Consider the following 21,890-nt stretch of genomic DNA (forward strand, 5'->3'; position numbering starts at 1 on the left):
AGCAACGGTCTTGTCCGGTATGGCTTGAGGTTATTTGTAGAGATTTAACGCTCATATTTTTGCTGCGGGTGGGGCCGTTGTCTAGTTGGTGGGTGTGGGGTGCGTGTCTACTTTTGAATAAGCCTCAATGAATCAAGAAACATCAAAAACTAATCATAATAACAATACATAAAACAGAAAGAGCCGATAAAATGAGAATGCTAATCTCAGATTATCGGCTCTGCGTCTTTGCGTCTGGCTCTGTAATCACAGTTAACTTGAACTGCTTTATATCAACTAAATTTTCCTGTCTACATTTAGGACAATAGAGAGGAAAGTTCTTCAATTCAGTATCTTCCCTTATTTTCAAACGTGTTTTATTTCCACAGATGGGACACAGTACCCACTCACAGTTTATAATAATTATCTTCTCCTTTACATTTAATTCAAATCTGTATTAAAGAATATTTCATCTCGTTTCGTTTAACAAGAAGCCACATTTATATAACAATATAAAATGTGCTAAGTTATTTTATTGAACATATATCGTACTTTATCTATCCGACTATTTGGACGACGGGGCTGACAAACAGATTCACCAGTAGTAACATAGTACCCTTTTAACTCTGTTAAACAAACGCTACGTCCATTTGTAAAGAAAGTTAAATCATTACGATATTCTTGAATACACCGAGCAGGAATTTCTCCACTAAGAATGACCTCATTATTTTTCAGTTGAGTATTTACGATATTTGCACAATATTTGGGAGCATCGTTATATGCTCGTGAAAGATATTCTTGTGGTGCATAAATTTTAAAACTAAGATATGGCTCTAACAATTCTGTTCCAGCTTTTTTTAAAACTTGTTCCAATACAATAGGAGCAAGCATCCGAAAATCTGCTGGGGTACTAACAGGGCTATAGTATAAGCCATACTTAAAACAGATTTTACAGTCCGTCACATTCCAACCATACAATCCTTGTTCACAGCCATATCGTATCCCTTCCATAACTGCATTTTGAAACGATTGATTTAAGTATCCAAGAGAAACCGAGCTCTCATACTGTACTCCGCTCCCTAATGGAAGCGGTGCTACAGAAAGACCAATGGAAGCCCAGAAGGGATTCGGTGGCACTTCGATGTGAATGGTATACTCTGCTTTTTTTAACGGTCTTTCCATATAAATGACTGTAGGCTTTTTTATTTTTACCTCCACATGATACTTTTCTTGCAATAGAGCACAAGTCACTTCCATTTGTACTTTCCCTAAGAAAGAAAGTATGATTTCATGTGTCGTAGAATCCACATAATATTGTAGAAGCGGGTCACTGTCGGAGATTTCTAAAAGTGCATCAAGTAACATTTCCCTTTGTTGAGGTTTGCTCGGTTCAACAGTTGTTTGCAGCAGAGGGAGCGGATTTTCAATTCTCTCTCTCTGTGGCAATAGCTTTGTATCTCCAAGAACACTATTTAGCTTCAAAAACTCATTTTGCAAAATAACAATTTCCCCGGAATAAGCCTTATCAATTTTACATAATTCACCATTTATTGAAGTATACATTTCTGTAATTTTTATTTTTTCCTTTTCCGATATTCTAACCGAATCCCGCAAATGCAGGATTCCGCCATAAAGGCGTACATATGCAAGACGTTGTCTTTCTTCCGAATATTCAATTTTGAAGACATTTCCGCAAAGTTCAGACTTCTTTCTGTATGTTGATGAATAAAATTTATTCGTTATCACTTCTATAAGCTGCTCAATCCCTATGTTGCTTTTTGCGCTTCCATGATAAACAGGGTACAAGGAGCAATTCTGAAATCTTATGCTTTCCTCTTGTTCGAGTTCCAATGCTTCTAATGATTTACCGGACATATATTTCTCTAAAAGGTCATCGTTTCCCTCTATTACCGTATCCCATTGTTCAGATTCGGTAAAGTTCGTCACACACATATTAGGATACAGTTCTACCTTCTGTTTGATTACAATTTCGGCAGAAAGTTTCTCTTTAATATCCTGATAAACCGTTGATAAATCAATTCCATTTTGGTCAATCTTATTGATAAAAAAGATTGTGGGAATCCCCATTTTCCTAAGTGCATGAAATAATATACGAGTTTGTGCTTGTACGCCATCTTTTGCAGAAATCAGTAGAATTGCCCCATCTAAAACTGATAATGAACGATATACTTCTGCTAAGAAATCCATATGTCCTGGCGTGTCTATGATGTTCACCTTCGTATTTTCCCACTGAAAAGAGGTTATTCCTGTCTGAATTGTAATTCCTCTCTGACGTTCTAAAAGCGTATTATCCGTCCTCGTTGTACCTTTGTCCACGCTTCCTAATTCTGTAATCGCTCCACTGTTATATAATAAGCTTTCTGTTAAGGTAGTTTTTCCTGCATCAACATGAGCTAAAACACCTATATTAATAATTTTCATGTGATTTTCCTCCATTCAAAAGCCAAAAAGGCATAAAAAATCCCAGTGACAGATACTCTTATCACTGGGTACAAAAAACTAACCCCTCCTAAATAAGGTGCGGTAACTGCTCTGACCAAATTTTTCATCGAAGAACCGAGTCAAAATAATGTAGCTCGCTGCAGAGTGTGGGGACCACTGGTCTGAAGGTACTGCAGAAGGCACGTTCAAACCCGTTGCACGTATCTGGTCAGCCAGGAAACTATAGCGCGATGACTCGTTGAGCTGACTCGCGAAAGATTGACTAGCTTTGCCTACGTCGTGAGATCCGCACAGGAAAGCCACGAATCGCTGGCAGTCTTCACTCGATAAAGCAAGCTGTTCTTGAATGAACCTACGGTGATTTTCTGAGAGGTAGTGACTCCATAGGTAAGCCCCAACCTGGGCAGAATCCATCATGTGCTGGGGAAGGTTAAGCCAATCAGTACTCTGGTCGTCAGACCGGTCAGTCTTGGCCCATAGACTAGCGGCTTGCGGACTCCAGCTAGGGAAATCATCGGTAAAAAGCTACTTCATCGTCAACCTTCTTCGCGTGGGTACATCAGTTTAGTAGTATCTCCTAGTGCTTAGTAAACACCTTCAAGATTTTTATGTCAACTAGTATATGTGAGAAAATTTTTAGTATCTAGAACCATGTGAAAAGCCCCCCGGCAGTCAAAGCCAGGGGGCAGCCTCATCGACACGAGGAATAGGTACTTGATGCACATCTACTAGGGCTCATCTCCAAACTTCTTTGAAGATCAGTCTCGTGAAGCCCTCATCCTATTTCACCAGCTTTTTCGTGAAGGTGCTACCTACTGGAGCAACTGCAGATAGCCCTGTTCCTTGCCTCTATCCCCCTCCAGAAAAGACCACCAGCCAGGTGGTCATTTCTGATGTAGATGGTACCTACCCCAGGGGTTAAGCCAGGACCTGCCGCTTGGACGAAATCACGCCGGTCACGAAGCCCGCCAGGTGCAGGCCGCCGTGGAAGCGGGCGTGCTCAATCTTCACGCACCGGTCCATCACCACGTTCAGCCCGGCGTCCTCACCCAGCCGCGCAGCTTCCTCATTCCAGGAGCCCAGCTGCATCCACACCGTCTTCGCGCCCACCTCAATGGCCTCCTGCACCACACCCGGCAGGTCCTCGTTGCGGCGGAAAATCTCCACCAGGTCAGGGGCCTCAGGCAGGTCAGCCAGTGACGCGTACACCTTCTGCCCCAGCACCTCCTTACCCTTAGCTGCCAAAATCGGGTTCACAAAGTACAGGGTGTAAGGGCTCGACGACTGCAGATAGGTCGCCACAAAATACGAAGAGCGCGAAATCTTGTCAGACATACCCACAATCGCAATGGACTTAGTCTCGTGCAGAATCTTTAGTCGCTCCGGTGCGCTGGGGCCTTCCCAGGTACGAATCTCAGTCACGGCTTAGGCCTCCTTCTTGGGTGCAGGGATCTCGCAGGCAGGCGCGGACGCCGGGGCGGACGTCCCAGCCCCCTCCCGCGCGGCGCGTTCGGCGGCGTGGGCGGCAGCGTCCGCCTCCAGGGCAGCCTTCTGGGCAGCAGCCTCAGCCTCGGCAGCCTCACGGCGGGCCACCAGCTCATCAGCGCTAGCAACACCAACGACCTCACCGGCGTGGTTGCGGCCGGAGGCAACGGTCAGGGCCTGGTCCAAATCCCAGATGATATCGACGGCATCTTCCAGACCCACCGAAATACGGATCAAGTCCTCGCCCACGCCACCGGCAGCCAGCTGCTCAGCGGTCAGCTGCTGGTGGGTGGTGGACGCCGGGTGCAGAATCAGGGTGCGGGCATCACCAATGTTGGCCAGGTGGGAGGCCAACTGCAGGTTCTTGATGAACTCGGCGCCCACGTCGCGTCCGCCCGCCTTCTCGGTGCCGGCAACGCCGAAGGAGAAGACCGACCCAACCCCCAGCGGCAGCAGCTTCTGTGCCCGCTCATAGTGGGGGTGCTCCGGCAGGCCGGCGTAGTTAACGTAGGAGATGCGGGCGTCCTCGTTTAGCCAGGCGACGACGTCCTTGGCATTGGCCAGGTGGGCGTCCATGCGCTGGGGCAGAGTCTCAACACCCTGCAGCAGGTTGAAAGCCGCCTGGGCTGAGAGGGAGGGGCCGAAGTCACGCAGCTGCTCCGAACGCAGCTTGGTGAGGAAGCCGTATTCGCCGAAGTTACCCCACCAGGAGATGTTGTTGTACGAGGGAATCGGCTCGGTCATGGTAGGGAACTTACCGTTGCCCCAGTTGAAGCGGCCCGACTCGACAACCACACCGCCCAAGGTGGTGCCGTGCCCGCCCAGGAACTTAGTAACCGAGTGAATCACGATGTCAGCGCCGTGTTCGATGGGGCGGATCAGGTAGGGGGTAGAGAGGGTGGCGTCCACGACCAGGGGAATATCGTTCTCGTGGGCAACGCGGGCCAGACCCTCTAGGTCAGCGACCTGCCCCGAGGGGTTAGCCACGATTTCGGTGTAGACAGCCTTGGTTTCAGGACGAATCGCGGCGGCATAGTCGGCCGGGTCAGTGCCGTCCACAAAGGTAGTGTCGATACCGAACCGGCGCAGGGAAACATCCAGCTGGGTGATAGTGCCGCCGTAGAGGTTGGACGAAGCAACAATATGGTCCCCAGCCTGGCAGAGTGCCGCGAAGGTAATGAACTCAGCGGCCATACCCGAAGCGGTCGCCACCGCACCGATACCGCCCTCCAGCGAAGCGATACGCTCTTCCAGCGCCGCCACAGTGGGGTTACCCAGGCGGGAGTAGATATTGCCGTACTTCTGCAGGGCAAAAAGGTTGGCGGCGTCGTCCGCGTCCTTAAAAACAAAGGAGGTGGACTGGTAAATCGGAACCGCACGAGCACCGTGCTCGGCGTCGGGGGTACCGCCCGCGTGCAGGGCACGGGTGCGGAAGCCAAAAGTATGCTCAGCCATGGACTCTCCTGATAGTAGGCCTAGTTATCTACCCTCCATAGTCACCCATGCCCCTCTACCTGCGGTAACTTATTTCACCGTGTGAACAGGTTACGCAGCATTACCGGAAAGGCAGGGCGCCCCATTCCCCACCTCGGCCAGTGTCCACCAAACTCGCGTAACGTCCATCCCGCGCGTAAGCACCGCGCGATTCTAATGGACGCTCAGCCGCCCCCGTCCAACGTGACCAAAACCCCCAGCCTCTCTACAAGCTAGCTCATAGGAAAACACAGGGTTCTACGAGAGAATAGAGAAAGTTTTGTCACCGGGCGGCTGCCCGCACTCGCAGAGAAAGGGCACTCGTGCTCCAGAACATTATCGACTGGGTTATCTCCGTCATGGAGGCTATCGGCTCCCCCGGCGTTGGCCTGGCCGTCTTCCTTGAGAACGTCTTCCCGCCCATCCCCTCCGAGGTTATCCTGCCGCTGGCCGGCTTCACCGCCTCCCAGGGATCCATCAACGTAGTGGCCGCCTTCATCTGGGCGACCGTCGGCTCGCTCACCGGCGCCTACTTCCTCTACTACCTGGGCGCAGCTATCGGCGCTCACCGCCTGCGCAAGATCGCAGCCTGGATGTGGCTGGTCAAGGTTGAGGACGTCGACAACGCCCTGGCCTGGTTCGACAAGTACGGCAAGGCCTCTATTCTGATCGGCCGCGTCATCCCCGGTATTCGTTCGCTCATCTCGATTCCCGCCGGTATCGACCGTATGAACCCTCTGACCTTCGGTCTTTATACCCTGCTCGGTTCTTCTATCTGGAACGCCCTGCTCATCTACTGTGGCTGGGTCCTGGGCGAAAACTGGCACGCTGTTGAAGGCGTCATCGACCAGTACTCAAAGGTGGTCTACGCCCTGGTAGCCCTGGCCCTGGTGGCTGTCTTCATCTGGCTGCTGCGCCGCGCCCGCCAGGAAAAGCGCGACGTAGCCTAACGGCGGGCGTCCGTGCCACCCCGGTCAGTTAGTACCATCTAAATCAGAAAAACCCACCAACTAGGTGGGTTTTTCTGATTTAAATGGTACCTAGGGCAGCAGCCCCGCTACTTCCACAGACGGTTGCGGGCGTGTACCACCGACGGGCGAATCTGAATCCAATCCGCACAGGGCAGACGCAAAGCCTTCTCGCACCCAGACAGGGCGGTAATAATAGACTCGCAGCGCTTGTTGAACTCGGAAACATGCCCCTTATCCACAATCTGCCCGGGGAAGTGCCGGTGCATCTTCGATACAGAATCCGACGACTCCTGCAGCCCGTGCCCGGTATGCCCCGGAATATGTTTGACCAGCACCCGGCGCTCCCGAATGGCCTCGGTCAGCCGCTCCATCTCGTCCAGAACCTGCTGGTTCTGCACACCCTCGGTAGCCCAAGTGTTATACACCCAGCGGTTGTGCGCCAAGCGCAGCACAAAGGTCAGCGCCCCCAGCGAATCGGTGTGAATAATCAGCTGGCGGCCACCGTGATAGAAGATATTAAAGGCAGCCAGCATAGCCGAGAGCTCCCCGGTCATAATGTTCGTTGCATCGTAGTGGGAGTGGAAGAAGAAGCCGTCTTCACTCACCCCGCCGATGCCCATGCGTCCGCCCTTTAAATACTTCTTATTATTGGTTGACCGGAACGAACAGTCGGTAAAGACGCTGTACTCCACCAGCTTCTCTACCGGCAGCTGGGCGGTGTTCTTCTCAAGCTCGGCGTGAGCCAGACGCGAGGCCTCGTCCATAAAGTGCGGCATGAGCTCACCTGCCGGAGTGCCGATGAGCTTCACGTGAATCTCGCCCAGGGAGTGCGACTCGTAGGGGTTCATGACCTTATCAATGGACCGGTATTCCAAGAAGTCGCGGAAGGCCGTGAACTTGCGGAAGAGCAGCTTGAGGTAGTGCTTATCGGCTGCCACGGTGATGAGGTTGGTCTTATACTCCTCGGGGATGGCGTCCATGGTCGCCAGAATCGCACGGCCCAGCATGTCGGTGTGTACGGTGTCGCAGGGGTCCATGAGGCTGTGTGTCAGAGACTCAGCCACAGGTTCGCTCTCAATGACCTCTCGCTCGCCGTTTTCGCGCGAGATAAAAGCAAAGGACGTCAGCCCCACATGGCAGTCACCGGCAGCTCGCACCTGGTCCATGACCACCACGATGACAGCCACACCCTGCTCGGTGAAGCCTGCCGGGTAGGAGCTGGTGTAATCCGGCGGCTCCCAGGTCAGCTCACATTTCTTGATATGCGCAGGCGTAATTTCCACATTATTCATCTCCTAAGGGGTGTCTATAGTTGTTTTGCTTACTCTTTAAAGCTATACCAACTCCACGCCCTTTTGCCAACAGCTAGAGCCGCATCGGTTGCCCGTTCACTCTCTCGGTGAACGTCCACGGTTCTCGCGTGGCGTCCATCCCGCGCGTAAGCACCGCGCGAGTCTGGTGGGTACTCACGGACGGACGGGCGGACGCCCCCTCCCCCCAACAGCCCGGGCAGGCGGGGCGGACGCGCCCTGAGATAACCCGGGTAAGAGGCCCCCAGCACAAGGACGCCCCGCCCCAGCTTGCGTAAGCCGGGGCGGGCGTCCTTGTGATTTGAGAAAAGGCCGAGGTTTACTCGGGGACGATGCGCACGGCGCCCTTGTCGGCGCTGGTCACCATGGAGGCGTAGGCGCGCAGGGCGCTGGAGACCTGACGCTCACGGGGCTTGGTGGGCTTCCAGGGGGCAGGGCCCTTCTTGGCGCGGCGCTCAGCCAGCACCTCGTCGGGCACATTCACGCGCAGGATGCGGTTATGAACATCGATCTCAATTTCGTCGCCGTGCTCAATCAGACCCACAGCGCCACCGGCTGCTGCCTCGGGAGAGATATGGCCGATGGAGATACCGGAGGTGCCGCCCGAGAAACGTCCGTCGGTGATCAGGGCGCACTTCTTACCCAGGCCCAGGCCCTTGAGGTAGGAGGTGGGGTAGAGCATTTCCTGCATGCCGGGGCCGCCCTTGGGGCCCTCGTACTGAATGACGACGATGTCGCCTTCTTTCACGTTCTTCGACAGGATCTCGAAGACGGCCTCATCCTGGGATTCCACTACAAAAGCCTTACCGACGAAGTGGAAGAGCTCTTCGTCGATACCTGCGCTCTTGATGATGGCACCATCCTCGGCGATGTTGCCGTACAGAACCGCCAGGCCGCCGTCCTTGGTGTAGGCGTGCTCAACGGCGCGGATGCAGCCGTTTTCGGCATCGGTTTCGTGGGACTCGTACTTGTTGGCGGTGGAGAAGGCCTGGGTGGTGCGGACGCCACCCGGGGCAGCCAGGAAGAGCTCCTTGGCGGTGTCGGTGGCGGCACCGGAGCGAATGTCCCAGTCAGAGAGCCACTGCTCCAGGGAGTCAGCGTGCACGGAGTGGACGTCGCGGTTCAGCAAACCGGCACGGTCCAGCTCACCGAGCAGGGCAGGAATACCGCCTGCGCGATGCACGTGCTCGATGTGGTACTTGGTGGAGTTGGGGGCGACCTTAGCCAGGCAGGGCACCTTGCGGGAGATGGCATCGATGTCGCGCAGGGTGAAGTCGACGCCTGCCTCGTGGGCAATAGCCAGGATATGCAGGACGGTGTTGGTGGAGCCGCCCATGGCAACGTCCAGGGCCATGGCGTTCTCGAAGGCGGCCTTGGTGGCGATGGAGCGAGGCAGGACGGACTCGTCGTCCTGCTCGTAGTAGCGCTTGGCCAGCTCAACAATCTTGGCGCCAGCTTCGAGGAAGAGCTGCTTGCGGGCAACCTGGGTGGCCAGTGTGGTGCCGTTACCGGGCAGGGCCAAGCCGATGGCCTCATTCAGGCAGTTCATGGAGTTGGCGGTAAACATACCGGCGCAGGAGCCGCAGGTGGGGCAGGCATTCTTTTCAACCTGGGCTAGGGCGTCGTCGCTGACGCTGTCGTCCACGGCCATGACCATGGCGTCCACCAGGTCAAGGCGGTGCTCAACGACCCCCTCGATGCCTTCGCCGGACTCCATAGGCCCGCCGGAGACGAAGATGACGGGGATGTTCAGGCGCATAGCTGCCAGGAGCATACCGGGGGTGATCTTGTCGCAGTTAGAGATACAGACCAGGGCGTCGGCGCGGTGGGCGTTGACCATATATTCGACCGAGTCGGCGATCAGGTCGCGGGAGGGCAGGGAGTAGAGCATACCGTCGTGGCCCATGGCGATGCCGTCGTCCACGGCGATGGTGTTGAATTCCTTGGCTACGCCGCCCGCTTCGCGGATAGCACCGGCAACCAGTTCGCCCATGTTTTTGAGGTGCACGTGGCCGGGCACGAACTGGGTGAAGGAGTTGGCGATAGCGATGATGGGCTTACCGAAGTCGTCGTCGCCCATGCCGGTGGCGCGCCACAGTGCGCGGGCACCTGCCATGTTTCTGCCGTGGGTTGATGTACGCGAGCGCAGTTCTGGCATCGATAGCTCCCAAGAAAGTTTGTGGTTGGAGGTTTGTGTACTAGTCTACGCCTGAGCGCGGGTAGTCCACAGGGTGGGAAGTGGCGTTCTCATATAGTGTAGATAGGGGCGGACGGTCTCTCCCCCACTCCCCTGCCAAGGGGCAGGGACGGCAGGACGGGCGTCCGCGGGACGCTACTCCAGTAAGCCTCGCATAAATCTCAGCGCATATTCCAGAAGCTGGGGGTGGCTATCGTCAACTAGGGTAAATCCAAAGCGCTCAAAGGCCCGTTGAGACTTTGTATTTCTGCGGTCGATAGCGCAGGTCATGATGTCGCTGGTGAGGTCTTTAAATTTGGGGTGCTCTTGGGCTGTGATAACGCATTGCTGAATAAGCTGTTGTGCAATTCCCTGGTTTTGGGCGTGGGCGGCCGTAGAGATATAGGTAATGTCGAAGACATCATCATAGGGGCGATATGTAATGAGAGCGGCAGCTGCTATCTGCTTCTCCAAGAAAGCTCCGATAGAGACCTTGTAGGGATCTCGGGCAATTTTCTGGGGCTGAGTTTCCCGGACGAAGCTTTGAACCTTTAGCTCCCATTCCGCGGGGTGTGAAGCGGTGTGGTAGTGCCGCTTGGCAGGGTAGGTGCAGACCCATTGTTGAAGGGCCGGTATATCGCTTGTGCTGAGCTCTCGAAAATACACGTAGGCCCCTAGTTTTTGAGGGCTAATCCTACTGGGGTAGGCTCGAGCTGCTCAAGGGCTCTACGATGCTGAGCCGAAAAAGCCCGGTTCTGCTGGGTTTCGTATTCCGATGCGAGGGTTTTTCGCTCTGCATCCGTTAGACCATCGTTCCCGATAGCCGTGGTGTGATGGCGCAGAACTTTTTGCAGGGTTTGACGGGCCGCTCGATGAGTGGGCTGCCAGCGAGTTGCATCTTTAGCGTTTACGGTCATGGTTCTGCTCCTTTCCTTGGTCTTGTTGTTTCGAGTCTAACAAGTAGCTCTTGGGGATGACTAGGGGCGGACGGTTCCGCACCGCGCCCTCTCAAAGGGGACCTTAAAACTTAAAAGGGACCGCATGATATGAGGTCCCTTTTAAGTTTTGCGGTCCCCTTGCGGTGAGTCAGGCGCTCATGACGCGCGTATGACGCGCATCCGTCACCGAAGTTCATTTTTGAAATATGCCGTCTTAGGGCCTGGAGGGCTTGGGGGCTCGCCAGGTGGGGGTGTTAGCTGGGTTTATGGCCGCTGACCGAAGTGCAGCGTCCTCTACAGCCGTAGGACTACCCCAGGAGCAGACCATGCCCATCAACACCGACCGTATTCTGACCACTCACGTTGGTTCCCTGCCGCGCAGCCAGCGCCTGATTGAAGCTAACGCCGCCCGCCGCGGTGGCAGCATCGACGAGGCAGATTTCCAGCAGATTCTGACCGAGGAAACCCAGGCAGTGATTGACCGCCAGGTAGACATCGGTATCGACATTGTGAACGACGGCGAGTACGGGCATGCCATGAGTCAGGCGGTGGACTACGGCGCCTGGTGGCACTACTCCTTTGCCCGCACCGGCGGCTTGAAGCTGCTGACCGAGGGCAACCCCGCGAACGAGGTGCACCGCTCTGAGCCGGGCAAGCTCAAGTACACCAGCTTTGCCGACCGCCGCGACTGGACCCGCTTCCAGGACTTTTACACCGCGGAGCTCGACCTGGGCAACGACCCTGACCGCAGTTTCCCTGTTACCGTCGCCCCTCTGACCTACCAGGGCCAGGACGAGGTGGGGCGGGACGTCCGCAACCTGGCAGCTGCCACCGAGGGCAAGGGGGCGCACAGTGCTTTTGTTGCTGCCCTGTCACCCGGGTCAGCTGCCCGCGTGGGTAACCTCTACTACCCCACCGATAAGGAGCACATCTACGCCTGGGCCGATGTACTGAAGGAAGAGTACAAGGCCATCACCAATGCCGGCTTTACCCTGCAAATCGACGACCCTTCGGTGGCTGAGGGCTGGGACCAGATTAACCCCGAGCCCAGCGTCAGTGACTACCTTGACTTTATCCAGGTGGCGGTCGATGCCCTCAACTACGCGCTTGAGGACATCCCGACCGAGCAGACCCGCTTCCACCTGTGCTGGGGGTCCTGGCACGGGCCGCACAGCACCGACCTGGAGTTCAAGCACCTGGCCGATACCCTGCTGTCGATTGACGCCGCCGGCTACACCTTTGAGGCTGCCAACGCGCGCCACGCCCACGAGTGGAAGGTCTGGGAGAACCTGGAGCTGCCCGAGGGCAAGTACGTGATTCCCGGCGTCGTGTCGCACTCGACCAACCTGATTGAGCACCCCGAGCTGGTGGCCCAGCGCATTGAGCAGTTTGCTCAGGTGGTGGGCAAGGAGAACGTGGTGGCGTCGACCGACTGCGGTCTGGGCGGACGCCTGCACCCCGACTTGGCCTGGGCCAAGCTGGAATCGCTGACGGAAGGCGCCCGCATCGCCAGTGAGCGCCTCTTCGGCTAGGGCTAGACCCCACCCCACCGTTAAAGGGGACCGCATAACTTCAAAGGAACCTCATACTATGCGGTCCCTTTGAAGTTATGCGGTCCCCTTACTGCGGGCCGAGGGGGAGGCGGGCGGACGCTGGTGGGGGCCGCTTCTTACAACCCGAAAGTGCGTTTCGCGCCACATTTCCATCAGGGGTGCTCTCGCTAACCAAAGTTTTTGCAGGTCAAACTTACACCCTCCTGGAAAAACCGGCATGTCACATTCCTGTCTAACGTGTGACACACATTTACATGTGGGTCTCTCGCAAACATCGGGGCTGCGCCCTAGACTATAGGGAAACACAATCACCGTGTGAAACTCTCACTCCATCTCACACAATGTGCTCTCGCACCTGTTATACAGGGGAACCAAATGGGAAAGTTTGAACGCATCTACCACGACCTGGCTCGTGATATTGATGAAGGTAAGTACGGCGTCGGCGATCTGCTGCCCAGCGAAAAGAAGCTGACCGAAAAGTACAACGTCTCTCGTGAGACCGCCCGCAAGGCTCTGGCTATTCTGACCGACCGCGGCTACATCCAGCGCATCATGGGCAAGGGCTCCCTGGTCATTGACCACAAGCGCTACTCCATTCCCGTGTCATCACTGGTCAGCTACAAGGAATTTGCTGAGTCAGCCAGCCGCGACACCCAGACTGAACTGGTTGAGCTTGAGGACGCCCTGCTGCCGCATGTGCCCTTCCAGGCCCTAACGGACGACTCCGTAGAGCAGGTGCCCGTCACCCACATCATGCGAGTTCGCCACATGGACGGCGCCCCCGCCATCATCGACCATGACTACATCATCAAGAGCGTAGTAGCCGAAATTCCCCGCGAGGTCGCTGAGGATTCCCTCTACCACTACTTCGAGGGTGAACTGGGTCTGAACATTGTGTCATCTGCCAAGCAGATCAGCATCGAGCAGGCTACCCCCAACGATGCCAAGTACCTGAACCTGCACGCTGGCGAGTACGTTGCTGTGACCACCTCTATCACCATGCTTGAGGACGGCACCGCCTTCCAGTACACCATTTCCCGCCACCGCGCCGATAAGTTCCGTTACCTGGACTTCGCGCACCGCCGCCATGAAATTCCGGTTTCTGAATAAAGTTCCACATCAGCTGTAACAACAGCCGAAGCACCTGTTAGACAGGTAAGGTTAAGGAGCGTATCCCGCTTTAACGGGGTACGCTTCTTTTCTTTTACCCCACCTAACCTACCGGGCGCAGCCGCCCTAACACCGGCGTCCTACCCTTTGGAGCACACCATGAGCTTTCACGATAAGGTCATCTACCAGGTCTACCCCAAGTCCTTCTACGACTCGAACGGCACCGGCGTAGGCGATTTGCGGGGCATTATCGAGAAGGTCCCCTACATTGCCTCCCTGGGGGTCGATATGGTCTGGTTCAACCCCTTCTTCGTCTCCCCGCAGAACGATAACGGCTACGACATCGCCAACTACTACGAGGTAGACCCCGAGATGGGCACCATGGCGGACGCTGAAGAACTGATTGCAGCCCTGGGGCGAGAGGGAATCGGGGTGATGTTCGATATGGTGCTCAACCACGTCTCCACCGAGCACGAGTGGTTCCAACGGGCTCTAGCCGGCGAGAAGGAGTACCAGGACTTCTTCTACCTGCGCCCGGCCCAGGAGGACGGCTCCCTGCCGACCAACTGGGAATCCAAGTTCGGCGGCCCAGCCTGGTCACAGTTTGGCGATACCAACCTCTACTACATGCACCTCTACGATGTGACCCAGGCAGACCTGAACTGGCACAACCCCAGGGTGCGCGAAGAGCTCTTCAAGGTGGTCAATTTCTGGAAGGACAAGGGTGTTCGCGGCTTCCGCTTTGACGTGCTCAACGTGATTGGCAAGGCTGAGGACCTGCGGGATGCCGCACCCGGCGAGAACGACAAGCTCATCTACACCGACACCGAGCGCGTGCACCCCTGGGTGCAGGAACTGCACCGGGCCACTTTTGGCGACACCGAGGGTACCGTGACCGTGGGTGAGATGTCATCGACCACCATCGACAGCAGCGTGCGCTACACCAACCCGGCCAACCAGGAGCTGGACATGGTCTTCTCCTTCCACCACCTCAAGGTGGACTATGACGGTACCGAGAAATGGTCTGATGTGCCCTTTGATTTCATGGCTCTTAAGGGTCTGCTGACCGACTGGGCGGTAGGTATTCAGGCAGGAGGCGGTTGGCAGGCGTCCTTCTGGAATAACCACGACCAGCCCCGCGCCATCAACCGCTTTGGTGATGTGGAGCGTTACCGGGCAGAGTCCGCCACCATGCTGGCTGCCGCCGTGCACCTGACCCGCGGTACCCCCTACATCTATCAGGGTGAAGAGATCGGCATGGTTGATCCGGTCTATTCGTCCATGGATGACTACGTGGACGTTGAATCCCACAACGCCTTTGCCATTCTGCAGGAGCGGGGCGTGAGCGAGGCCGAGGCCTTCCGCATTGTCACCAAGAAGTCCCGCGACAACTCCCGTACCCCCATGCAGTGGGACGCATCTGAGTTCGCCGGCTTCTCTCAGGTGAAGCCCTGGCTGATGCCCACCTCGCAGGCCGACATTAACGTGGAGCGCGAAGAGGCTGAGGGCACCATTTTGCCCTTCTACCGGGAGCTGGTGCGCCTGCGCCATACGATGCCTCTGATTGCTGAGGGCTCCTACGAGCCCTTTGCCCGCGAGCACGAGAGCGTCTACGGGTTTGCACGAGAGCATGAGGGTCAGCGCCTGCTGGTGCTCTGCAACTTCTACGGTAAGGACGCCGCCGTGCCGCTGCCTGCCGAGTTCGCGGCGGGGTCGGCACTTCTGTGTAATTACAAGAATGAGCCTGGGCTGGGAACCAGCGAGCTGGTCTTGCGGCCCTACGAGACGGTAGCTGTACTGGCTGGCTAACGCCCCTTGAGCTGCTCTACTACCTCCAGCAGGGCATCCATATCGCCGCTGAGAGCAAGGTTGGGGCGGGACTCACTACTGGCGACCGCCGCGTTGTAGTAGAGCCCGTCCCCCATCAGCAAGATAGCGCGGGCCGCAGCATCCGAGGGGGTCTCAGCCCGAATCATCTCAAACCAGCGCCCCTGGATCCTGTCGTAGACCTCGGCAACCTTCTCGGCGGCGTCCTGACGCAGGCGCGAAGCGGCCACAAACACCCGGTCAAAAGGGGTGTCCTGATACATAGAGGTGCGCACATAGTAGGCGCAGGCCCCGGCGGGGTCATCTGCCATGGCCTTGAAATCCCGCTCAGCAAGCACCCAGGCCCGCTCCAACAGCCCGTCGATCAGGGCGGTCTTATCGGGGAAGTGGTAGAGCAGCCCTCCCTTGGACACCCCGGCACGAGCGGCAATAGCGTTCAAGGACGCTGCCCGCTCCCCCTCCTCAATCAGTAGGGCTTCGTAGGCGTCAAGGATTTTTTCGCGAGAACTCATGTGCCCCACCCTACCGCCTCCCCACTTGAAAACAAAACCGTCCAGACGGTACAGTAACAAGTGTGCTCCCCACCGAGCACCCCGCTACCGATGAGCGGCCAAGCGTACCCCGGCGTCCTGCCCGGTACCGCGCCCGCACCAACCCCAGGTAGCCGTCCTCACGAAAGAGCAGACATGCACCCCGCAACCGGCCAGATGAGAGCCGTCACCACTGAAGAATCCTCAATCACCCCCTATTCCCGTCGCTGGGCAGCCCTGGCTGTGCTCATGCTGCCGGTACTGCTGGTCTCGGTCGATAACACAGTGCTCTCTTTCGCCCTGCCCGAGATTTCAGCCCAGCTCTCCCCCAGCGGCACCCAGCTACTCTGGATCAACGATGTCTACCCCCTGATCCTCTCGGGTCTGCTCATTCCCGCAGGTAGCATGGGCGACCGCTTCGGCCGCCGCACCATGCTGCTACTGGGCGGCTTCGGCTTTACCGTTATTTCAGCTGCTGCCGCCTTCGCCCCCACCGCCGCCTGGCTCATTGCCGCCCGCGCCGGTATGGGTATCTTCGGGGCTATGCTTATGCCCGCAACCCTCTCCATCATCCGCAACATGTTCGCCGACGCCACCGAACGCCGCACCGCTATTGCCATCTGGGCCTCAGGTTTCGCAGGTGGCGCAGCCCTGGGCCCGGTCGTCGGCGGGTTCCTGCTAGAGCACTTCTACTGGGGCTCGGTCTTCCTCATGGCCGTGCCCGTCCTGCTGCCCATGCTCCTGCTGGGCTTCTGGCTGATTCCTAACTCCAAGGACCCGGCTCCCGGCGCCATCGACTTCGTCAGCATCGCCCTGATCATGGCGACCATGACCCCCTTCGTCTACGCCATCAAGCACTTTGCCCACGACGGCTTCGACCTGCTCACCGTCGCCCTGCTGCTGGTAGCAACCATCTGCGGTATTGTCTTCACCCGCCGCCAGCTGGCCCGCACCAACCCCATGCTGGACGTCCGCCTCTTCACCAACAAGCAGTTCACCGGTGCGGTACTGACCAATCTCATGGCGATTTTCTCACTGGTTGGCTTCCTCTACTTCGTCTCCCAGCACCTGCAGTTGGTCAGCGGCCATTCCCCCTTCAGCGCCGCCCTCCTGCTGCTGCCCGGCCTGGTACTGACCGTTATTGCGGGCCTGGTGGTTGTCTATATCGTTAAAGTCCTCAAGCCCTGGATCGTCATTTCAGGTGCCCTGCTGATGAATGCGGCAGCCTTTGGCCTGGTCTTCTTCACTGCCGATTCAGGCTCTGATACCGGTATTCTGGTCGCCTTCGCCCTGCTCGGTGTAGGCATTGGCTTCGCTGAGACCCTGACCAACGACATCATCCTGGCCGCTGTTCCCCCGCACAAGGCGGGTGCGGCGTCCGCTATCTCGGAGACCGCCTACGAGACCGGCTCGGTCATGGGTACCGCGATTCTGGGGTCAATCCTGAACGCAGCCTATGTTGCCCACCTGGTGGTACCCGAGGGGGTTAGTGCTGCGGACGCGGACGCCGCCCGCGAGACCCTGGGTGGGGCAGCTGAGGTGGCTGAGAACATCGGCGGAGAAACCGGCGCGGCCCTGCTGGTCTCAGCCCAGCACGCCTTCGACTCGGGCGTGGTCTACACCTCGGCTATCGGTGTGGTGCTCATGCTTCTCTGCGCTGTGATGGTAGTGCGCACCCTGCGCGGGGTGAAGATGTAGAGCCGCCCGCCCTGCCCCTTCAGGCTAGGTACCATCTAAATCAGAAAAACCCACGAACTAGGTGGGTTTTTCTGGTTTAGATGGTCTTTTCCGAAAGCGGAGGTGGCGCAACTAGGCCTGGGAGCCATCTAGCCCCTACAGCCACTCCTTCTTCTTGAACACCAGCCACAGCCCGAAGGACACCCCCGCCATGAGCAGCAGTGAGGCCGGATAGCCGAAGGTCCAGTGCAGCTCGGGCATAACGTCAAAGTTCATGCCATAAATCGATCCGATGATGGTGGGGGCCACCAGAATCGCAGCCCAGGCTGAAATGCGCTTCATGTCGTCATTCTGCCGCTCAGCTACGATCGTTGAGTTCACCGCCAGGGCATTCTCTAGGGAAGACCGCAAGTCGTCCACCCGGTCTACCACACTGATGACGTGGTCCTTCACATCGCGGAAGTAGCGGAGCAGCTCAAGCTGGTGCTCATCGCCGGTCTCAGCCTGAATACGAATACGCCCCATGAGCAAATCCAGCATCTGCCCCACCGGCTTGACCGCGCGTTTGAAGTCGGTAACCTCATTCAGCAGGCTGTAGATGCGCTGAGATATCTCGCTAGCTTCAGAGTTGTCGGAGAAAAGGGCGTCCTCGATTTCGTCGCCGTCGTTTTCTAGCCCCTCGATGACGGGGAAGTAGCCGTCCACCAGCATATCGAGCACCCGGTGCAGGAAGACGAGAGGGTCGGCCTGTCGTGTGGCACCGCCTGTAGCGCTGGTGAAGACCGTATCCATAGTCTGGCGGGTGGTAGCGTCTGACCGTAAGGCATCTTTGACCAGCCAAATCGCGAAATTCTGCCCTACGAACATGTGGGTTTCGCCGAAACGAATCTCTTCGATGTCGTCGAGATAAATCGCAGGGCGGAGCACTAGGTAGTAGGTGTCGCCGTACCGTTCGAGCTTAGCGCGCTGATGGCCCTGCTCGGAGTCTTCGACGGCAAGGGGGTGCAGGTCGAAGAGGCCGGTGAGGGTGGTGAGGTCGTCGCGGGAGGGGTCGACCAGGCCGATGTAGGCGCAGTCGGTGCCGGGCGTGAAGGCCTGGGCGAGGTCGGTGAGGGAGTCGTAGCCGGTGACGGCCCCGGTGGTGTGGTTGAGTGTGTTGAGTAAGGGCATGGTGTCTATCGTAGTCCTCTCTTGCTCCCGCAAGGGGACCTTAAAACCTAAAAAGGACCGCATATTATGCGGTCCTTTTTAGGAAATCTGGTCCCCTTGCAGGAAAAGGGGGCGGACGTCCGCCCTACTTCTCCTCGTCGATCAGGTCGCGCACCACAATGGTCTGCTCGCGGCCGGGGCCAACGCCAATTGCCGAGATACGGCAGCCGGAAATCTCTTCCAGCTTCTCCAGGTACTTGCGGGCGTTCTCGGGCAGTTCATCGAGGGTCTTGGCCTCGGTGATGTCTTCGGTCCAGCCGTCGAAGTACTCGTAGATGGGCTTGGCGTGGTGGAAGTCTGACTGGGTCATGGGCATCTCGTCAAAGCGAACACCGTCTACGTCGTAGGCGACGCAGACAGGAATCTTCTCTAGCCCGGTGAGCACGTCCAGCTTGGTGATGAAGAGGTCGGTGAAGCCGTTGATGCGCACAGCCTGGCGGGCCAGAACCGCGTCGTACCAGCCGCAGCGGCGGGGGCGGCCGGTGTTCACGCCGAACTCGCCACCGGTGGTGCGCAGGAATTCGCCCATGTCGTCGAAGAGTTCGGTGGGGAAGGGGCCAGCGCCCACGCGGGTGGTGTAGGCCTTCTGAATACCGATGACGCGGGAGATGCGGGTAGGGCCGACGCCGGAGCCAACGGAGGCACCGCCTGCGGTGGGGTTAGATGAGGTGACGAAGGGGTAGGTGCCGTGGTCTACGTCGAGGAAGGTGGCCTGGCCGCCTTCCATGAGCAGGGTCTTGCCCTCGTCCAGGGCCTTGTTGAGCAGCTGGGTTGATTCAACAATCATGGGTGCCAGGCGGTCGGCGAAGCTCATGAAGTACTCGACGATTTCTTCGACCTCGACGTGGCGGCGGTTGTAGACCTTGACCAGCAGTTCGTTCTTCTGACGCAGGGCACCTTCGACCTTCTGGCGCAGGATGGACTCGTCGAGGATGTCCTGCACGCGAATGCCCAGGCGGCCTACCTTGTCCATGTAGGTGGGGCCGATGCCGCGGCCGGTGGTGCCGATGGCGCGCTTGCCGAGGAAGCGTTCGGTGACCTTGTCCATGGTCTGGTGGTAGGGCGCTACCAGGTGGGCGTTAGCTGAAATTTTGAGCTTGGAGGTGTCTGCGCCGCGGGCTTCGAGGCCGTCAATTTCTTCGAAGAGGGCTTCGGGGTTGACGACCACGCCGTTGCCAATGACGGGTACAGCGTTTTCTGAGAGGATGCCGGCGGGAAGGAGCTTGAGCTCGAACTTCTGGCCGTTGACGACGACGGTGTGGCCTGCGTTGTTACCGCCGTTGGGCTTGACGACGTAGTCGACGCGGCCGCCGAGCAGGTCGGTTGCTTTGCCCTTACCTTCGTCGCCCCACTGGGCGCCTACAATCACAATTGCTGGCATAAGTCTTACTCCTGAATAGGGTGGTCACCGCCGGGTTTCACGGCGGTGGGGTGGGGCTGCGCGGCCTGTGCAGACGGCGCGGACGCAGGGCACACCATTCTTAAGGATAGCAAGGGTGGTTTGTGTTTGGGTGGGTGTTCCAGGTTTTGCGCTACTAGCGGTAGAGGGTGAGCGGACGCCGGTGGCAGGTTCCCGGGAATCACCGAGAAATAATCCGAAATGTGGCCAGTGGGTACCGGGATTATCTTTAAACTGGAAAGTATGAACGAAAACCCATACACACCTAACACTTCGTCTTCTCAGCCCGATCAGCCCGGTGGGCCTTCATCGTCTGCCGGGGCTTATACGGCACCGGGCCAGGACCCCTACGCCGTGCCCCAGCAACCTAACGGCAAAAAGCCTAAGAACGTGGTTGGCCTGGTGGCTCTAGGCCTGGGCGTTCTCGGCTTTATCTTGGGCTGCATTCCCGCCGTTGCCGTCCTTGGCTGGCTGTTTCTGTTTGCAGCTTTTGTGACCTCTATCGTTGGTCTATTCCAGAAGGGTAAAGAGAAGGTTTCATCTATTGTTGCCCTAGTCCTATCAATCGTTGGGTCAATTGTTTCAGCTATCGTCCTGATTTTTGTTGTGGCTAACGCCGTGGCAACCGACCCTGAATTTGAGCAGGCAATGGAAGATCTTGAGTCGGCTCTAGCTACTCCCTCTGCCGTTGCATCCGTTGATTCTGGGGCATCCTCTTCCGAACCTGCCACTGAAGACTCTGCTGCAGCTCCTGACTCAGCCACTGCCATTGATGGTGTCTTGCAGTTCGGCGACACGGCAGAGTTTGAGGACGGTCTGCGCCTTACTGTCTCCGAGCCTCGCACCGATTATGTTCCCAGCGAGTACGCCTCACGTTTAGATGAGTCTTTGACAGATTACGTGGCTTTCACCGTAACGATTGAGAACGGCACAAGTGAACCGTTTGAGCCTCTCTTCTATGCTGAAGGTAATTCAGGGGGTAAGGCTGTTGATCAGATTTTTGACTCTGAACAGAACATCGGTTCAGCTCCTAGCGGCCGTATTCTGCCCGGTGAATCTGTCACCTTTGATGTTGCCTTTGGTGTAGCTGATCCGGCGAGCGTTACCCTTGATGTCTCTGCAGATTTCGATCACGATGCCGTCCTGTACAGCAATAAGTAGGTTCTTCGTCTAGTTGTTTCTACGCTGATGAAAGCCCCACTCGTTCTACCTCCCTGCGGTAGGGTGAGTGGGGCTTTTGTGCATGTAGAAGTTCTCGGCGGGCCGTATGATGGAGCTATGACTTCTACCCCGCATGTTCTTTTTATCTGCCAGTCCAATAAGGGCAAGTCTCAGATGGCTGAGGCCCTGATGAACCTCCATGCGCAAGGACGCGTGCGGGCGACCTCCGCAGGCACCAAGGCTGCGGTGGGCAGCGCGGTCAATGCTGAATCTGCCGCTTCGCTCGCTGAAATCGGTGCTGATATGAGCCAGGGTAAGCCCAAGTTCGCGAGCGCCGACGACCTGGCCACTGCCGACCGTATCGTCATTCTGGGTGGGGCTGCCCAGCTTGAGACGACGGATGAGGAGGTCCTGGCTAAGACCGAACGCTGGAATACCGTTGAGCCCTCCCACGATGGAATCGAGGGGGCTGAGCGTATGAACCTGATTCGGGACGACATCGACGCCCGCGTCCGCGCCCTGCTGGCTGAGCTTACTGCCTAGTTCGACATACAACGGCGCCCCTTCCCTCTTTCCACGCACCGGAATGCTGCGGGAAAGAGGGAAGGGGCGTCGTTTGCTGCATGGGG

General features: G+C 57.1%; 18 protein-coding genes and 2 pseudogenes. 7 read left to right on the forward strand and 13 right to left on the reverse strand.

Features of this window, described 5'->3' with window-relative positions:
- Window positions 1-211 precede the first annotated feature (211 nt).
- The 6 genes and pseudogenes from L6762_RS06960 to L6762_RS06975 all read right to left on the reverse strand — a co-directional run bounded on the left by L6762_RS06960 (window position 212) and on the right by L6762_RS06975 (window position 5,382).
- Window positions 212-379, reverse strand: a complete 168-nt coding sequence (locus L6762_RS06960) for a cysteine-rich KTR domain-containing protein (RefSeq protein WP_002319681.1) — start codon at window positions 377-379, stop codon at window positions 212-214.
- A 122-nt stretch (window positions 380-501) separates the two neighbouring features.
- Entirely contained in the window at window positions 502-2,421 is a 1,920-nt protein-coding gene (tet(M), locus tag L6762_RS06965; protein WP_002364936.1) for a tetracycline resistance ribosomal protection protein Tet(M), read from the reverse strand.
- A 15-nt stretch (window positions 2,422-2,436) separates the two neighbouring features.
- Window positions 2,437-2,490, reverse strand: a pseudogene (locus tag L6762_RS12045) (hypothetical protein); the annotation flags it as partial.
- A gap of 9 nt (window positions 2,491-2,499) precedes the next feature.
- A pseudogene (locus L6762_RS12050) lies at window positions 2,500-2,907 on the reverse strand (HD domain-containing protein); the annotation flags it as partial.
- Window positions 2,908-3,360: 453 nt separating this feature from the next.
- Window positions 3,361-3,864 carry a CoA-binding protein gene (locus tag L6762_RS06970; protein WP_135012911.1) on the reverse strand — a complete coding sequence of 168 codons (504 nt, stop codon included), beginning with the start codon at window positions 3,862-3,864 and terminating at the stop codon, window positions 3,361-3,363.
- A gap of 3 nt (window positions 3,865-3,867) precedes the next feature.
- Window positions 3,868-5,382 (reverse strand): O-acetylhomoserine aminocarboxypropyltransferase/cysteine synthase family protein, encoded by a 1,515-nt coding sequence (locus tag L6762_RS06975; protein WP_237186215.1) that lies wholly within the window; start codon window positions 5,380-5,382, stop codon window positions 3,868-3,870.
- 341 nt (window positions 5,383-5,723) lie between these two features.
- Here L6762_RS06975 and L6762_RS06980 point away from each other — a divergent pair, with 341 nt between their 5' ends.
- Window positions 5,724-6,350 (forward strand): DedA family protein, encoded by a 627-nt coding sequence (locus L6762_RS06980; RefSeq protein ID WP_237186216.1) that lies wholly within the window; start codon window positions 5,724-5,726, stop codon window positions 6,348-6,350.
- A 107-nt stretch (window positions 6,351-6,457) separates the two neighbouring features.
- Here the strand turns inward: L6762_RS06980 and L6762_RS06985 are convergent, their stop codons facing one another.
- The 4 genes from L6762_RS06985 to L6762_RS07000 form a co-directional block, all read right to left on the reverse strand.
- Window positions 6,458-7,654 carry an RNase H family protein gene (locus tag L6762_RS06985; RefSeq protein ID WP_237186218.1) on the reverse strand — a complete coding sequence of 399 codons (1,197 nt, stop codon included), beginning with the start codon at window positions 7,652-7,654 and terminating at the stop codon, window positions 6,458-6,460.
- 346 nt (window positions 7,655-8,000) lie between these two features.
- The gene (ilvD, locus tag L6762_RS06990; RefSeq protein WP_237186219.1) at window positions 8,001-9,839 is read right to left on the reverse strand and encodes a dihydroxy-acid dehydratase; all 1,839 of its coding nucleotides are present in this window, start codon (window positions 9,837-9,839) and stop codon (window positions 8,001-8,003) included.
- 174 nt (window positions 9,840-10,013) lie between these two features.
- Entirely contained in the window at window positions 10,014-10,523 is a 510-nt protein-coding gene (locus tag L6762_RS06995; RefSeq protein WP_237186221.1) for a GNAT family N-acetyltransferase, read from the reverse strand.
- A gap of 8 nt (window positions 10,524-10,531) precedes the next feature.
- Entirely contained in the window at window positions 10,532-10,774 is a 243-nt protein-coding gene (locus tag L6762_RS07000) for a hypothetical protein (RefSeq protein WP_237186223.1), read from the reverse strand.
- A gap of 347 nt (window positions 10,775-11,121) precedes the next feature.
- Here L6762_RS07000 and L6762_RS07005 point away from each other — a divergent pair, with 347 nt between their 5' ends.
- The 3 genes from L6762_RS07005 (at window position 11,122) to L6762_RS07015 (ending at window position 15,267) form a co-directional block, all read left to right on the forward strand.
- Window positions 11,122-12,327, forward strand: a complete 1,206-nt coding sequence (locus L6762_RS07005; RefSeq protein ID WP_237186474.1) for a cobalamin-independent methionine synthase II family protein — start codon at window positions 11,122-11,124, stop codon at window positions 12,325-12,327.
- Between the two features lie 396 nt (window positions 12,328-12,723).
- Window positions 12,724-13,458: a trehalose operon repressor gene (treR, locus tag L6762_RS07010; RefSeq protein WP_237186225.1), complete on the forward strand. Its 735-nt coding sequence runs from the start codon at window positions 12,724-12,726 to the stop codon at window positions 13,456-13,458.
- Window positions 13,459-13,617: 159 nt separating this feature from the next.
- Window positions 13,618-15,267, forward strand: a complete 1,650-nt coding sequence (locus tag L6762_RS07015) for an alpha,alpha-phosphotrehalase (protein ID WP_237186227.1) — start codon at window positions 13,618-13,620, stop codon at window positions 15,265-15,267.
- On the opposite strand, the gene L6762_RS07020 is transcribed toward L6762_RS07015, so the two are convergent.
- Window positions 15,264-15,797 carry a TetR/AcrR family transcriptional regulator gene (locus L6762_RS07020; protein ID WP_237186229.1) on the reverse strand — a complete coding sequence of 178 codons (534 nt, stop codon included), beginning with the start codon at window positions 15,795-15,797 and terminating at the stop codon, window positions 15,264-15,266. The two genes, L6762_RS07015 and L6762_RS07020, sit on opposite strands and share 4 nt — an antisense overlap.
- 174 nt (window positions 15,798-15,971) lie before the next feature.
- On the opposite strand from L6762_RS07020, the gene L6762_RS07025 reads away from it, so the two are divergent.
- Window positions 15,972-17,513 (forward strand): MFS transporter, encoded by a 1,542-nt coding sequence (locus tag L6762_RS07025; protein ID WP_423817089.1) that lies wholly within the window; start codon window positions 15,972-15,974, stop codon window positions 17,511-17,513.
- A gap of 135 nt (window positions 17,514-17,648) precedes the next feature.
- Here the strand turns inward: L6762_RS07025 and L6762_RS07030 are convergent, their stop codons facing one another.
- Both L6762_RS07030 and L6762_RS07035 read right to left on the reverse strand, forming a co-directional pair.
- Entirely contained in the window at window positions 17,649-18,662 is a 1,014-nt protein-coding gene (locus L6762_RS07030) for a magnesium and cobalt transport protein CorA (protein WP_237186236.1), read from the reverse strand.
- Between the two features lie 124 nt (window positions 18,663-18,786).
- Window positions 18,787-20,082 (reverse strand): adenylosuccinate synthase, encoded by a 1,296-nt coding sequence (locus L6762_RS07035; RefSeq protein WP_237186238.1) that lies wholly within the window; start codon window positions 20,080-20,082, stop codon window positions 18,787-18,789.
- Window positions 20,083-20,343: 261 nt separating this feature from the next.
- On the opposite strand from L6762_RS07035, the gene L6762_RS07040 reads away from it, so the two are divergent.
- Window positions 20,344-21,261 carry a DUF308 domain-containing protein gene (locus L6762_RS07040; RefSeq protein WP_237186240.1) on the forward strand — a complete coding sequence of 306 codons (918 nt, stop codon included), beginning with the start codon at window positions 20,344-20,346 and terminating at the stop codon, window positions 21,259-21,261.
- Between the two features lie 117 nt (window positions 21,262-21,378).
- Window positions 21,379-21,804 (forward strand): low molecular weight phosphatase family protein, encoded by a 426-nt coding sequence (locus L6762_RS07045; RefSeq protein ID WP_237186241.1) that lies wholly within the window; start codon window positions 21,379-21,381, stop codon window positions 21,802-21,804.
- Window positions 21,805-21,890 lie beyond the last annotated feature (86 nt).

Origin of the sequence: Rothia nasimurium (genome assembly GCF_928381705.1) — a bacterium.
Lineage (GTDB): Bacteria > Actinomycetota > Actinomycetes > Actinomycetales > Micrococcaceae > Rothia > Rothia nasimurium_G.

Coding starts and splice junctions, on each gene's coding strand:
- L6762_RS07030 (WP_237186236.1), bottom strand. CDS start 18,662: ATGCCCTTACTCAACACACTCAACCACACCACCGGGGCCGTCACCGGC.
- treR (WP_237186225.1), top strand. CDS start 12,724: ATGGGAAAGTTTGAACGCATCTACCACGACCTGGCTCGTGATATTGAT.
- L6762_RS07005 (WP_237186474.1), top strand. CDS start 11,122: ATGCCCATCAACACCGACCGTATTCTGACCACTCACGTTGGTTCCCTG.
- L6762_RS07035 (WP_237186238.1), bottom strand. CDS start 20,082: ATGCCAGCAATTGTGATTGTAGGCGCCCAGTGGGGCGACGAAGGTAAG.
- L6762_RS07020 (WP_237186229.1), bottom strand. CDS start 15,797: ATGAGTTCTCGCGAAAAAATCCTTGACGCCTACGAAGCCCTACTGATT.
- L6762_RS07025 (WP_423817089.1), top strand. CDS start 15,972: ATGCACCCCGCAACCGGCCAGATGAGAGCCGTCACCACTGAAGAATCC.
- L6762_RS07045 (WP_237186241.1), top strand. CDS start 21,379: ATGACTTCTACCCCGCATGTTCTTTTTATCTGCCAGTCCAATAAGGGC.
- L6762_RS07015 (WP_237186227.1), top strand. CDS start 13,618: ATGAGCTTTCACGATAAGGTCATCTACCAGGTCTACCCCAAGTCCTTC.
- L6762_RS06975 (WP_237186215.1), bottom strand. CDS start 5,382: ATGGCTGAGCATACTTTTGGCTTCCGCACCCGTGCCCTGCACGCGGGC.
- L6762_RS07000 (WP_237186223.1), bottom strand. CDS start 10,774: ATGACCGTAAACGCTAAAGATGCAACTCGCTGGCAGCCCACTCATCGA.
- L6762_RS07040 (WP_237186240.1), top strand. CDS start 20,344: ATGAACGAAAACCCATACACACCTAACACTTCGTCTTCTCAGCCCGAT.
- ilvD (WP_237186219.1), bottom strand. CDS start 9,839: ATGCCAGAACTGCGCTCGCGTACATCAACCCACGGCAGAAACATGGCA.